This window comes from Robertmurraya sp. DFI.2.37, from assembly GCF_029211245.1.
Lineage (GTDB): Bacteria > Bacillota > Bacilli > Bacillales > Cytobacillaceae > Robertmurraya > Robertmurraya methanolica_A.
Genome location: NZ_JARGEJ010000003.1, coordinates 107,291 through 121,516, shown reverse-complemented (window position 1 = coordinate 121,516; position 14,226 = coordinate 107,291). Strand labels below are relative to the sequence as shown.

The 14,226-nt window shown below is 37.4% G+C and carries 14 protein-coding genes; 12 read left to right on the top strand and 2 right to left on the bottom strand.

Annotation, left to right across the window (positions count from 1 at the left end; all coding sequences use genetic code 11):
* Positions 1-497: 497 nt before the first annotated feature.
* Positions 498-809, bottom strand: coding sequence for a phage holin family protein (locus tag PZE06_RS02955; RefSeq protein WP_150914126.1), 312 nt, complete (start codon positions 807-809; stop codon positions 498-500).
* A 291-nt stretch (positions 810-1,100) separates the two neighbouring features.
* Between PZE06_RS02955 and PZE06_RS02950 the strand changes: the two genes are divergently transcribed.
* The 11 genes from PZE06_RS02950 to PZE06_RS02900 all read left to right on the top strand — a co-directional run bounded on the left by PZE06_RS02950 (position 1,101) and on the right by PZE06_RS02900 (position 11,618).
* Entirely contained in the window at positions 1,101-2,843 is a 1,743-nt protein-coding gene (locus PZE06_RS02950) for a carbon starvation CstA family protein (protein WP_150914124.1), read from the top strand.
* Positions 2,844-2,904: 61 nt separating this feature from the next.
* Positions 2,905-3,168, top strand: coding sequence for a cory-CC-star protein (locus PZE06_RS02945; protein ID WP_150914122.1), 264 nt, complete (start codon positions 2,905-2,907; stop codon positions 3,166-3,168).
* Positions 3,169-3,181: 13 nt separating this feature from the next.
* Positions 3,182-4,147 (top strand): ArsA family ATPase, encoded by a 966-nt coding sequence (locus tag PZE06_RS02940; protein WP_150914120.1) that lies wholly within the window; start codon positions 3,182-3,184, stop codon positions 4,145-4,147.
* 264 nt (positions 4,148-4,411) lie between these two features.
* Complete coding sequence (locus PZE06_RS02935; protein WP_150914118.1) at positions 4,412-4,630, top strand: DUF1659 domain-containing protein; 219 nt, start codon at positions 4,412-4,414, stop codon at positions 4,628-4,630.
* A 53-nt stretch (positions 4,631-4,683) separates the two neighbouring features.
* Complete coding sequence (locus PZE06_RS02930; protein WP_150914116.1) at positions 4,684-4,899, top strand: DUF2922 domain-containing protein; 216 nt, start codon at positions 4,684-4,686, stop codon at positions 4,897-4,899.
* 222 nt (positions 4,900-5,121) lie between these two features.
* Positions 5,122-5,259 (top strand): YvrJ family protein, encoded by a 138-nt coding sequence (locus tag PZE06_RS02925; protein WP_150914114.1) that lies wholly within the window; start codon positions 5,122-5,124, stop codon positions 5,257-5,259.
* A 379-nt stretch (positions 5,260-5,638) separates the two neighbouring features.
* Positions 5,639-5,839, top strand: coding sequence for a cold-shock protein (locus tag PZE06_RS02920; protein ID WP_150914112.1), 201 nt, complete (start codon positions 5,639-5,641; stop codon positions 5,837-5,839).
* A gap of 132 nt (positions 5,840-5,971) precedes the next feature.
* Positions 5,972-7,120: an exonuclease SbcCD subunit D gene (locus tag PZE06_RS02915; protein WP_150914221.1), complete on the top strand. Its 1,149-nt coding sequence runs from the start codon at positions 5,972-5,974 to the stop codon at positions 7,118-7,120.
* Positions 7,117-10,254, top strand: coding sequence for an AAA family ATPase (locus tag PZE06_RS02910; protein WP_150914110.1), 3,138 nt, complete (start codon positions 7,117-7,119; stop codon positions 10,252-10,254). Before PZE06_RS02915 ends, PZE06_RS02910 begins: the two co-directional genes overlap by 4 nt.
* 147 nt (positions 10,255-10,401) lie before the next feature.
* Positions 10,402-11,112, top strand: a complete 711-nt coding sequence (locus PZE06_RS02905; RefSeq protein WP_150914108.1) for a YwaF family protein — start codon at positions 10,402-10,404, stop codon at positions 11,110-11,112.
* The gene (locus PZE06_RS02900) at positions 11,109-11,618 is read left to right on the top strand and encodes a P-loop NTPase family protein (RefSeq protein ID WP_150914106.1); all 510 of its coding nucleotides are present in this window, start codon (positions 11,109-11,111) and stop codon (positions 11,616-11,618) included. Before PZE06_RS02905 ends, PZE06_RS02900 begins: the two co-directional genes overlap by 4 nt.
* A 141-nt stretch (positions 11,619-11,759) precedes the next feature.
* On the opposite strand, the gene PZE06_RS02895 is transcribed toward PZE06_RS02900, so the two are convergent.
* Complete coding sequence (locus PZE06_RS02895) at positions 11,760-12,080, bottom strand: DUF3889 domain-containing protein (protein WP_150914104.1); 321 nt, start codon at positions 12,078-12,080, stop codon at positions 11,760-11,762.
* 162 nt (positions 12,081-12,242) lie between these two features.
* Between PZE06_RS02895 and selB the strand changes: the two genes are divergently transcribed.
* Positions 12,243-14,120: a selenocysteine-specific translation elongation factor gene (selB, locus tag PZE06_RS02890; RefSeq protein WP_150914102.1), complete on the top strand. Its 1,878-nt coding sequence runs from the start codon at positions 12,243-12,245 to the stop codon at positions 14,118-14,120.
* Positions 14,121-14,226: the final 106 nt, after the last annotated feature.

The window sequence follows — 14,226 nt, the reverse complement described above, 5'->3', positions numbered from 1 at the left end:
TTTCGTCTATAATAACCTAAAATTGTCGAAAATTATACATATTTCGACAAAATATTATCATTGTTTACATTTTTAACATGTTTAACTTGTTTTAAGTAGTTCTAAAGGCTTAAAACCATAAATATGAGATAAAACTGGTACGATTATTGCATGGTGATTTTTGCGTGAGTGGGTCGGAAAATTATAACATTTATTTTTTTCTCTCCGGCTTTGTAAACTGAAGCGATAGAGTCGAGGGGTGTAAAATAATGGGAGTATTATAAACTATCGAAAAAACCTCAAAAAACCTGTTTTTGTTGTCTTTCTGTCCATTTTGAATAAAGCAGTGTTTGTTAATTAGGTACGGTGTAAGTGTTTCTGAAAGGAACATCTAGTGAAAAAAATCCCCTGTCGAGGAGGAATCGGCAAGGGATGGCTTGTAAAGCTAGCTTATAAAAGGAATTACCAAAAAAGTCGAAGATTTAGTAATAGTCATCTAGAAAATATGATATTATTTCTTATGTTTCTTCGATTTTCTCCGTCTTTTTTTCCTCAACGGTAATGATCTTTCTCTTTCCATTTCTTCCGCCTAATGTCTGTTTAAACATTTGGTGTCCAAGAACGGCAACCCCAGCTGCGATGATGCCATTAAGAATTGCATCAGGCGAAAAGCCAAAAGCAAACGTTCCAATTGTAATCGATAAACCTAGAAGAATCCAGATAATTGTCCAGTTTGCAATCTTTGGAGTTTGCTTTAAAGCGTAGCCAATTACCCACAGTGCAGGGACAAGAATATAATAGTTTTTGTTTAAGAAGTCTAGTAAATCCATAAATAAACCTCCTTTTTTCTGAGTCCATAATTAATCTTTTATAGTTTGTTTGTGGTCAACTGGTAGTTTTATTTTTAATGACAAGTCTGAGTGTAAGAAAATCGACCCAGTTAATAGATGGTGCGTACAATATTATATGCCGAATTTATCTTAATGCTTGTTCATTTGTAATAGAGAAGTAGTGTAACAAACGTTATTTAATTATAATATTCAGAATATATTGACTTTGTGTATCCGCTTTCATTATCATGGGTGTGTAGGACATTTTTTACAAAAGGAGGTAAGAGAAAAGTGAATTCGATTTGGCTCGCGATAATTGGAATGTTTGTATTTGCACTTGGTTATCGCTTTTATTCAAGGTGGATAGCCGAAAAAATATATCGGCTTGATCCAAACTATGTAACTCCGGCACATCGATTTGAAGATGGAGTTGATTTTGTTCCAACCAACAAGCTCGTCTTATGGGGTCATCACTTCACGTCTGTTGCCGGCGCTGCACCAATCGTTGGACCAGCAATAGCTGTATATTGGGGTTGGTTACCTGCTTTTCTATGGGTTATTTTGGGTACGATTTTTGCAGCGGGGGTACACGATTTTGGAACGATTGTATTATCAGTTCGTAACAAAGGTCAATCAGTTGGAACGATCACAAGCAAAATTATCGGTAGTCGTGCTAAAAATATGTTCTTATTCATTATTCTCATCCTTGTTTTAATGGTAAATGCTGTCTTTGCATGGGTAATTTCCAATTTGTTTATCCAATTTCCATCAAGTGTACTACCTGTTTTTATCCAAATTCCATTAGCCATTTGGATTGGGTATGCAGTATATAAAAGGAAAGCGAAGATGCTTGTCCCATCGCTAGTCGCTTTAGCAATCATGTATATGGTTGCAATTATTGCAAGCAATGTTCCAGCTTTGCAAATTGATTTAGTAAAAGCTTTTGGTGGAGCGGAAAATACAGTTTTATTTGGTCTCGATGGGATAGCGATGTCTTTCTTTATTTGGATTATTATTTTGATGGTCTATTGTTATATTGCTTCTACTTTACCAGTCTGGAAGCTGTTGCAGCCGCGTGATTTTATTAACTCCCATCAGTTGGTGGTTGGTTTAGTTATTCTTTATGCTGGGCTTGTTGTTTTGCAACCGAAAGTGACTGCACCGATGACGAATGCTGCAGCGACAGATACCTCCTGGCTCCCGTTGCTATTTATCACAATTGCGTGTGGGGCAATATCCGGTTTTCACGGACTTGTTTCTTCTGGAACAACTTCCAAACAGTTAAATAAAGAGACAGATGCTCGATTCGTCGGTTACTTTGGTGCAGTTGGAGAAGGGACGCTCGCACTCATTTCCATTATTGCCTGTGTTACGCTTTTCGCAACGAAAGGAGACTTTATGGCGGCTTATTCCAGTTTCGGAGCAGCGAATGGAGGAGGACTTGGGAACTTTGTCAACGGTGCCGCTCAATTAGCAACTGGAATCTGGATTCCTGAAGATGTGGCAAGAACAATTGTAGCGGTTATAGTCGTAAGCTTTGCGGCAACGACATTAGATACTTCAGTTCGTTTGATGAGATATATCATTTCGGAAATCGGTGAAGAATATAAAATTAGGTCTTTATCAAAGGTGCATGTCGCAACAAGCTTGGCTGTTTGTACTAGCGCAGCTCTTGTTTTGCTTCCGAAAGGTCCAAATGGTTTTGGTTCAGGCGGCTATTTACTATGGCCATTATTTGGAACAAGTAATCAATTATTAGCTGGTGTTAGCTTATTGCTCATTTCAATTTGGCTAAAACGGCAAGGGCGTAATTTTCTCCCAACCTTTATTCCGATGGTGTTTATTTTTGCCATGACAGTGTGGGCAATGGTGCAGCAAGTTGTATTTGATTGGTCAGGACTAGGTGCAACCGATACAAATCTATTACTCTTTATTCTAGGCGGGATTATTTTGATTCTTGTCATTTGGATTATATTAGAAGCAATCAACGCTTTTCGCAGAAATGACCCGCCTTCCGTTTCACAAGATATGTAAGCAAAAATAGAGACTAGATAGCACTAGTCTCTATTTCCTTATGAAAAGAGGAGTGTATAGTATGAATTTTTTTGAACAATTAAAAAAGGCAGTTGCCCTCTATGAGGAAATACTAGAACAGCCTCATCGCACTGAACTTGCAAGAGAACTTAGAGATGAAGAGGATTTGTTTATGCTCATATGTTTTTCAGAGATGGTAGGAATTCCTAATCCGGCTTTCTATTATACACTTGAGTTATATCCGTTTCTCGTTGAACGTTATCATCAATGGCATTTACGGATGGGATTAAAAACCTCTCCTTTAGATGGAATTCGTTGTTGTTAAAGGTGGTGTCATGATGGACCTTCTAAATAAAAAAATCTATTTTGTTGGAGGAAAAGGAGGGGTTGGAAAGAGTACATCTTCCGCCGCATTAGCTACCTACTTATCTTCATTACAGAAAAAAGTTCTCCTTGTATCAACTGATCCGGCACATAACACCGGTGATTTATTTCATGTTGATTCTAATGGAGAATTGCTTTCAATTAATGAACAATTAACCCTTCTTGAAATTAGTTCGGAGAAGGAGTCAAAGCGTTATATAAACGAAGTGAAAAATAATTTACATGGGCTTGTTAAGGCAACGATGGTTCAGGAGGTGGAACGACAAATTGAGTTAGCGGCTGGAACACCTGGAGCGGAGGAGGCGGCTCTCTTTGATCGCTTAACTTCGATCATTATTGAAGAATTCGATCATTATGATGCAATTGTTTTTGATACAGCACCAACTGGCCATACGATCAGGCTTTTAACTTTGCCTGAATTAATGGGAGTATGGATCGATGGGATGCTAGAAAGAAGACAACAAGTAAATGAAAAAAACTATCATCGTTGGATGGGTGATGGTGAAAAAACAGAGGATCCGATTTATGAAAAGTTGCAGGAGCGGAGAAGGAAATTTTTAAGGGTGCGAACACTTTTGCTTGATTCCAATTTGACAGAATATCTTTTTGTTTTAAATGCGGAAAGACTTCCAATCCTTGAAACGAGGAAAGCAATGGATGTTTTAAGAAATCATGGCATTAGTGTAACAACTCTTATTGTCAACAAGTTAATCCCAAATGAAGCGGATGGTGTATTTATTGCAAAAAGAAAGGAGAATGAGCAGACATATCGATTAGAAATTGAAAAGTTATTTCCAAAAATAAGAAAAGTTATGATTCCGATGCTCGATTCTGATATTTCGACAATAGACGACTTGAAGAAGTTTACAAAGTTCTTGCAAGAGGGTTTGAATAAAAGTGAAATGACAGAGCTAAATTAGCATCTCATTTTGGAGGAGTGCCTTGACATTGGGATGTTGATGAAGTCAAAGCTTGGCAAATTCTTGCTTGGCAAGGAAACAACTTGCTTAAGTCAGAAGATGCTTGACTTCTGAAAGATTAGTCTCGGCATCTGCCGCTAGAAAGCAAGCGTCACGAGCAGACTCACGGCTATTTCATCCAGTGCTCCATTGTAGTGGAGCTTTTTTCTTCCTGTCCTTTTTTTACTCTTCACTATATATAAAGGGTGGAGGGAGGTGAAAAGGATGGCTGAAACGATGATTCTAGATTCAAAGTTAAAAATTTTGTTTGAGATAGGCTTGAATGAAAAAGGAGAGCCGCTCTACAAGGCGAAGACTTACAACAATATTGATAAAAATGTAACAGCAGACAAGCTTTTTGAAACTGCACAAGCATTGGGACAATTATCAATCTATCCGGTTCTCGGCGTAGAACGTACGGATAGTTTTGAAATTGTTGGCTAGTGTGAAAAGCTTTTTTTCGCACGTTATTTAGTTTTAAATGAGGAGGTGAAAATATGGCGAAAACATTGGAGTTGCAGTTTCTTACAGAATTTGGACAAGGTCTAAATTTGACCGTAGATGCACCGAAAGAACCGATTGATGAGGCTATGGTGAAAGCTGCTATGGAAACTATTATCGCTTCAAATGCTTTCCTTAGTTCTAAAGGAAGATTGGCAAACATAAAAGGTGCCCGTGTGATTGAGCGAAATGTAACGGAATATGAGATATAATTTTTTCGGAGGAGCCAGGAGAAGAATGAGCTGGCTCCTTTTGAAAGCATGGTGTTGAACGAATGGAAGATAAAATGCTTTGTGCTGATTTTGAAATTAAAAAAGAACAAAAGCTATTCTATAGCGTTTCAACAGCACATTGTTTCCATATTCATATCTTTGAAAAATTGTTAAAAACTTGAGTATTTAAGGAAACCTGAAAAAGGAGAGGAGGAGTGAGAGGTGGAGCAATTCATTCCATTCATAAGCGAGGTAGGGTTTCCCGTTATTGTAACTCTATACTTGCTTTATCGAATCGAGGCCAAGCTGGATGTCGTTGTGCAATCTATTCAAAACCTCCCTGAACAATTAAAAAATTAGGCAAATGGGAATACATGTTCTTCTTAAAAAAGAAGGATGGAATAATAATTTTTCGGGTTGTTTAGTCATGATTCGACACGTTTAAACATTGATATATAAGGGTTTGTCGGATTTATCCACATTGACAGAATTGACTGAAAATGTTATATTAAAAACAGCCGTTAGCACGTGTTTGTTTTTTTCAAGACACTTGTTCCAAAATGTTTCGAATGATTTCACAATCTAAAGGTACTAGAATAATGAAGTTTCATAACTCATTATTCATAGATGAAAGCCTTTACGAAATGGACTCGAGTAATGTAAGAAGATGCAATACGTTGTAAATGGTGAATTTTACACATGGCACTTATCCTGTGCCGATTTAGGAGGATTTTTTTTCATGAAAAACGGTAAAGTAAAATGGTTCAATGCAGAAAAAGGGTTTGGCTTCATCGAATCTGAAGATGGAAATGATGTATTCGTACATTACTCTGCTATTCAAGCTGAAGGATTCAAAACATTAGAAGAAGGCCAAGAAGTATCTTTTGAAGTTGTTGAAGGTGCTCGTGGGCCGCAAGCGGCTAATGTAGTAAAACGCTAATTTCATTGTCAATGTTGAACAGCTCAACCTCATGGTTGGGCTGTTTTTAGGTTGTTTAGATTCCTATAATTGTAAAGTTTCATCAATCTCTAAAACTGGTATAATGATGAAAGATAAGATGGGGTGAGAATGATGAAATTTATTCATACTGCCGATTGGCACTTAGGGAAGCTTGTTCATGGTTTATACATGACAGAGGATCAACGTATAGTCCTCAACCAATTCGTTAAACTAGTAGAGGATGAGAAACCGGATGCTGTTGTGATAGCGGGTGATTTATATGACCGCTCAGTACCACCGATCGATGCAGTCGAACTACTTGATGAGATTCTTTTTAAAATCAATGTGGAACTTAACACACCGATCATTGCGATTGCTGGTAATCATGATAGTGCTGAAAGACTATCATTTGGAAGCTCGTGGTATCGAAACAGCCACTTTTATTTAACTGGTAAGATCCAAAAAACATTTCAGCCCATTCATTTAAATGGGGTTAATTTTTATTTAGTTCCTTATGCAGAACCAGGGATGATCAGGCATCTGCTAGATGATGATAGCATCCATTCCCATCAAGATGCCATGAAAGCGATGATTGGAACAATAGAAAAAACATTAAATATAAATGAACCAAACGTTTTTGTTGGACATGCCTTTGTCTTGGGCGGAAGTACTTCGGAATCTGAACGGACTCTTTCTGTGGGTGGCTCTGGCTGCGTTGGTCAAGAGTTATTTGTCCCATTTTCTTACACGGCTTTAGGGCATCTTCATAGTCCGGATGCTATTAAGCATGATAAAATCTTCTATTCTGGTTCACTATTAAAATATTCTTTCTCAGAGGCGAAGCAAAAAAAATCTGTTCAAATAGTTGAAATGAATGAGAATGGTACATTCCAGATCCGCTATCATTCACTTGCTCCAAAGAAAGATATGCGTGAGCTTGAAGGGCATTTAGAAGAGCTTTTAGATCCGAGCTTTTATGGAAAACAGAAGTTAGATGATTATTTGAAAATTACACTGCATGATGAAGGAGCTTTGCTTGATCCGATTAACAAACTCCGCCAAGTTTACCCAAATGTTCTTCATTTGGAGCGTAAAATTGCATTAGCTGATTTGAAAAAGAGTGAACAGAAGATGACGGTGCAAGGCGAAGAAAAGAAATCCGAACTTGAGCTATTTACACAATTTTATCAAGAGATGACAACAGCCGATTTCACACCTGAAAAAAAGCAAGTGATGGCTGATGTGATTGACAAAGTGCTGAGCGAGGAGGGCGTAAAATGAGACCGATTACGTTAATGATGCAAGCCTTTGGTCCTTATGCCGGGAGAGAAACGATCGATTTTAGTGAACTAGGAAATCGAACGATGTTTGTTATTTCCGGAAAAACAGGTTCTGGGAAAACGACGATTTTTGACGGTATTAGTTATGCGATATATGGAAAAGCAAGTGGGGAGGATCGCAACGGCTCAGAACTAAGAAGTCAATTTGCCCGTGATGATCTACATACAGAAGTCGCCTTGAAGTTTAGTTTACGAGGGAAGCAATTTTTTGTTAAACGTTCTCCACAACAGGAAAAGAAAAAGGAGCGCGGGGATGGCTATAGAACTGTTGGAGCGAGTGCTGAATTATATATTTTTGATGAGACCGGACAACAACAGCTTGTTGCTGCGAACGTGCGAGATGTGGATGAGAAAATAAAAGAGATCATGCTGATTGATAGTAACCAGTTCAGGCAAATTTTAATGATTCCACAAGGCGAATTTCGCAAGCTGTTAACATCAGATAGTAAAGAGAAGGAAGCGATTCTTCAGCGTTTATTCCATACGGAAATGTATAAACGAATTGAGGAAAAACTGAAGCAAGAAGCAACGGAAATAAAGAGAACCGTTGAAAAACAACAAGAAGAACGAGCACTTTTAATTCGTAAAATTAAGGCTATTTATCATGAAGAACTTCAGCTTCATTTAGAAGCTGGCAGTGATCAGGATGTTCATATACTTCCGTTACTCGAAGCAGAAATTGAAAAAATGGGTGAGCACTTAGAAAGCATTAAAAATGAAGTAAAGCAGAAAGAAACGGATAAAGAGCTTTTTACGCAAAAATTATATGAAGCAGAAAATATCGTCAAGCAAATGGAGACAAGGGATCAGTTAGCTCTCAGAATAAAAATGCTCGAAAACAATAAAGAGATGTTTGTAAGAAAGGAAAAAGAAATTGTTCAGGCAAATAAAGCTGCTCTTTTAGCAAAACAGGATGAATTATGCCATCGCCTAAAAAAGGAGCGCGATACGCTCATTGAAAACGTGAAGCTTCGAACGAAAAATTTAGAAGATTTGCATGCACTTTTACAAAAAAAAGAAGAAATTTGGAAGAATGAATTAGCAAAAGAAGATAAAAGAAAAAAAGTGCAAGAGGAAATTCACTCTCTTCAACAGATGAAAGATGAAGTGACTTCTTTTGCGCTATTACAAAAAGAAGTTACGCAATTGCAGCAAAATAGAGAGAAGCTATTTGAACAGCAACAGCAGGTAGAGGAAACCTTTCGTTTAACGGAAAAGGCATTAGGCAAGCTGCTTGAGGAAAAGATTTCAATCGAGAAAGTTGATGTTCAAATTCTTGAAAATAGGCGAAATTTTGATAAGCTGGAGCAGGAAATAGCATTGGCAACAAAGTATGAGCAGCAGGTACAAAAAAATAAAGAAAACGCGATGAGTTTAGATGAAAGTCATAAAATACTCGCTAAGGCACAAGCGCGCCTCGAGGATGCGAAAGCATTAGTTCACGAGCTTGAAGACAAGTGGCTCCACGGTCAAGCTGTTGCTTTAGCGAGTCAGCTTCATAGGGGTGAAGCGTGTCCTGTATGCGGCTCAACAGAGCATCCACAGCTAGCATCTCAACATGCCGAGTTCATTCCTGATGAGAATGATCTGAAAGCCGCAAAGGAGCAGGTTACTGTTTTAGAACAAGAGAGGTTACAATTAGAATCAATCTTTTTCGAACAGCAATCCAGAATGAAAACAGGTTCAGAATTACTGGAAGGAATTTATCAAGATTTACTAAAGCTGCGAGCGGATTTTACAGAAGTTAAGTTAGAGGCTTACACCCATGAATTATTAGATAGAAAGCGTATTTTACAGCAAGAATATCGGCAGTTGATTGAACGGGAAAAGCAATATAAACAAATTTCAGCAGAAATCGTAGAATTGGAAGAGAAAAAGAATCTTCTTGAAAAGAAAATTTCTGATCTTAAAGGACAGGTCAATGATGCTGCAATCCGTTTTACGGAAAAAAATACACATTTAAATGGATTAATGTCAAGAATTCCTGAGGAGCTTCGATCAACGCAAGCATTTGAAAGGAAGTGGCTGGAGGCTGTACGTACACAAGAAACTCTTCTTCAGCAATTTGAAACGGCACAGAGACATTTTCAAGAGACAAAAGAGAAATATTTTTCAGCACAAAGTGCTTTTGAGACAGTACAAAAACATGCAAAAGAAAAGGAAACAGAATTGAATGCAGAAAGGGCAGCGTTTATAAAGCAATTAAAAGAGCAAGGCTTTAAAGACTATAAGCAATTCGAGCATGCTAAACGTTCAACTGAGGAAATTGCTCTGCTTGAAAAGGAAATTCGTCATTATTATGAAGAGTTTCGTTCCGTTTCAGATCGTTATCAGGAATTGGAAGAAATGTTGCGTCATATAGATAAGCCTAATTTACAAGAATTACAGCAAAAAGTTCAAGAAGTTCAGGAAATAATAGCAGAGTTGAATACCCAATATACGAATCTTTTTATTAAAAGGAACGAAAATGAGCAAATTCACGATTTAATTGTGCGAATTAATGCTGAGATGAAGGAATTAGAAAAGCGATACAATTTAGTAGGGGAACTGTATGATATCACCCGTGGACAAAATGCTGCGAAAATTACATTTGAACGGTATGTACTAGCAGCTTTTCTTGATGACATTTTGCGAGAGGCGAATAGCCGTTTACTAAAAATGACAAGTGGACGTTATCAAATGCTACGAAAAAAAGAGCGAGCGAAAGGGAATGTCCAAAGTGGTTTGGAATTACTTGTATTTGATCAATATACAGGGCAAGAAAGACATGTTAAAACGCTATCTGGTGGGGAAAGCTTTAAGGCTGCTCTCTCACTGGCATTAGGGCTTGCAGATGTTGTTCAGAATTACGCGGGAGGCGTATCGCTAGAAACGATGTTTATTGATGAAGGATTTGGCACATTAGATCCAGAATCGCTCGATCAGGCCGTTGAAGCGCTTATTGATATACAAAGCAGCGGAAGACTTGTAGGAATCATTTCCCATGTGCCAGAGCTCCGCGAGCGCATAGATGCAAGACTGGAGGTTACTGCGACGCAAACGGGCAGTACAACCGATTTTTACTTTTTAAATTAGAAATAAAGCACTGACTACACTATCGATCGATGGTGTAGTTTTTTCATCATAAGGGGAAGTATGTCAAATGGGATATTTGATTGATATGTATCATTATTGCTATGATCCAGTATAATACAAGTATTGATTATTTGCGGGGTGAAAGATTTGCCACATTTTTTTGGACATGATTATGAGCTTTTCCCCTTTCAATTATTTTCTTTTTCGCATTTAATTATGCTATTTTTATTTATTTTCGGTTCTATTCTGATTGTGATGTTGCATACGACACTTAAAAAATATGAAAAAGTCTTTAAAACAATATTGTTTGTTTCTCTTTTTCTATTTGAAACTCTTTATCATGTTTGGCTCTATGTCGGGGGACAATGGAATATTGCTTTTGCATTGCCGCTTCATCTTTGTTCGATTAGTTTGCTCCTTTGTTTAATCCTTTTATTATCCAATTCTAAGCTTGTTTTTCAATTTGTTTACTTTCTTGGTCTCGCTGGAGCAATGCAAGCGCTGGTGACACCTGAACTATTTGTTGGCTTTCCCCATTTCCGTTTTTTCCAATTTTTTATCACTCATATACTTATTATTTGGGTAGGGTTATTTTTTGTTTTTGTTAATGGGTATGTGGTGACAAAACGAGGCATGTGGCAATCGTTTGCCTTTTTAAACGCTGTCGCAGTAATCGCTTTTATTGCTAATATTGCAACTGAAGGAAATTATATGTTTTTGGCGCATAAGCCAGAAAATCCTTCCTTACTTGATTTTTTAGGACCGTATCCTTTTTATATTCTTGTGCTAGAATGTATTGCACTTGTCTTATTTTTTTTATTATATTTACCATGGATAGGGAGAGGAGAGAGAAAATGAGGAAAATTATTGTAATGGGAGTTTCAGCGGGGGCAGGGAAATCAACCCTAGCTAAAAAAATGGGTTCCATTTTAAATATTCCCGTTCATCATTTAGATACTTTATATTGGAAGCCTGGGTGGATTGAAGCTAGTCAAGAAGAATTTCGCAGGGCTCAAGAAGAAATTGTGCAGCAATCTGAATGGATTATAGAAGGAAATTACAGTGGTACTTTTGAACTGCGATTCCCTCATGCGGATGCGATCGTTTACATAGAAAAACCGCTTTTAGTATGTCTTTACCGAGTTGTCAAAAGAAGAATCCAAAACCACCGAAAAACTCGCAGTGATATGACGAGCGGCTGTGAGGAGAAACTTGATTGGCCATTTATCAAGTTTATTTTAACAACTTATGCCAGCAGAAAAAAGATTATGGCTGAGCGCTGTGAAAGATTTAAAGAAACAAAAAAAGTGTTTATTTTGCGAAATCAGCGGGAAATTGAAGCTTTTTTAAGGGAATTGGCTTAAAGTAAAAAAGCAAATGGAAAAAAAGCCGATTTGCCTTTTTACAGATAATGAAGTTAGCAAAAATTCATTTTATCTTAGTCTTTAAAAGCGAAATTTTGTTGTGGAGGTGGCTGCCATCTGCCTAATTTGAAAAAATAAAAGTTATTTTTCTATTTCTTTAAATGAAATCTCAATAACACGCTCTGTTTCTTTATCAAATTCTATATTGACTAGGAGTCCCAATTCTTTGTCATTCTCCTTTAGCCATAGCTTAAACTTTTCGACTGTTGTGTTTGTACCTTGAACACGACCGATATGTTTATAATCTTTTATTTCTGCATTCGGATACTTTTCCTTCGTCTTGCTTACTGCCAGCTGCCCCCATTTTGCATATTTTTCTTCCGCTTCAACAAAGGAAGTATCGTTTGTAATGAAGGCAAAGCTGGCGGAAAAAAGAATCAAACTAATGAGTATTTTTTTCATCTATTATTACTCTCCTTTTTTTTCTTTAGTTTTTCATGTTTTTTCAACACTATTCATAAAGAGGAGAAAAAATCGATTTTTAAAACTGTGATCTTCATCCTTGAAAGTAGATTTAATTCAAGCTACAGTTAATGAAGATACATTAAAGGAAGGGAACACGGGATGAAAAGATATTTTACGATTGGAATGGCCGGGCATATAGATCATGGAAAGACAACGTTAACAAAGGCTTTAACAAACGTTGATACAGATCGCCTAAAAGAAGAAAAGGAACGGCAAATTTCGATAGAGTTAGGATTTGCTCCATTATATGAAGATAATGAAATACAAATCTCGGTCGTAGATGTACCGGGACACGAGCGTTTTATTCGCCAGATGATTGCTGGAGTGGCTGGGATTGATTTGGTCGTCCTTGTCGTCGCTGCTGACGAAGGGGTCATGCCGCAAACTAGAGAACATTTGGACATTCTGGGTTTTTTAGGGATTCGAAATGGGCTGGTTGTCATTTCCAAAATTGATCGGGTGGAGAAAGAATTTATAGACCTTGTGAAAGAAGATATTAAAGAAGAGCTAAAAGGGACAGTTTTTGAACAAGTGCCAATGCTATTGGTTGATAGCCTTACCAATTACGGAATTGATGAACTGAAAGTGATGATTATTAATACTTTGAAAGAACAGGAAATGCGTGATATTAGGGGTGCGTTTCGCTTACCTATTGATCAAGTATTTACTGTTAAAGGTCAAGGTACTGTTGTAAGAGGAACGGTTTATGAGGGAAGAATTGAGGAAGGGCAAAGCTTGATGATTATGCCGAAAGGTCTTGAAGTAAAGGCAAGGCAAATACAGGTTCATCATCGACCGGCAAAAGAAGCCTTTGCAGGCCAGCGTGCAGCAATTAATTTAGCGGGCATTTCCAAAGAAGAAATTGAGCGTGGAGATGTAGTTGTCTCTTCTGAACATTTTAATGTAACAAGAACGATTGACGTTGCCATTCAAGTTGTAGAGGATTTAGATTATATGGTGAAACAGCGAATGCCGATTAAATGTCATATTGGAACAGCGGAAGTGATGGGACGGATTGTGTTTTTTGATCGCAATGAATTGAAAGCTGAGAACGGTGAAATTCTTTGTCAAATTCGGTTAGATGAGGAGATTGTGGCGAAGCGAGGTGACCGCTTTATTTTAAGAAGACCAAGTCCTCAGGAAACAATTGGCGGCGGATGGGTCATCGATCCGCAAGGACAGAAATATCGTTTTGGAGAGCGGACAATAGCTGCATTAGAACAAAAAAAAGTTGGGACACCAGGGGAAAGAATGGTCACCGCATTAATGGAAGCAAAGAGCTTAACAATGATCGAATTAATGACGCATACATCGCTTGATGAAGTGATTGTAAAAGAAGAACTGCAAAGCGGTGATTTCATTTTATATAATGGAAAAGAGTATACGTTAAAGGTGCTTTGTGAGTTGATTGAAGAAGAATTATACGATCGCATGCGTGATTATCATACTGATTTTCCAATGAAGCAAGGGATAAATAAGGGGGAACTAACTCATCATTTAGGAAAGCAATATCCGCAAGGGCTGTTAGATTATGTCATTGAAGAAGCCATCAATAAAAATGTCTTTAAACGAAAAGAGCAATTTATATCATTACATGAATTTGAACCACATGTTCCCAATAATTGGCGGGTACGTATTGAAAACATGATGGCTAAGTTGAAATCCGATCGGATGAAGGTTCATTACTTTTCAGACTATTTGAAGGAAGCAGGAATTCCGGAAAATGTAGCCGTTGATTTGCGGAAATTTTTAGAAGACACAACAAAAATTGTTTCTTTAGATGGTCAGTTTTATTGGCATGGGGAAATTTTTAATGAGGCAGTAGCAAAATTAAAGGAAAATACTGAAATAGAATTTGAGGTTGGTGAAGCAAAAGACATTCTTGAATTAACGCGAAAATATATGATTCCATTTCTAGAGACTTTAGATCGTATGGGGTTCACCGTAAGAAAGGAAAATAAAAGAGTTTGGAAGTGAGGCAGGTAGCATAAATTTAAACAATGGAGAAAGATGACTTTGAGTCCTCATATTCACCTTTCTCCATTTATTGAGGAGAGTTTATTTATTAAATTTTCATAATTAT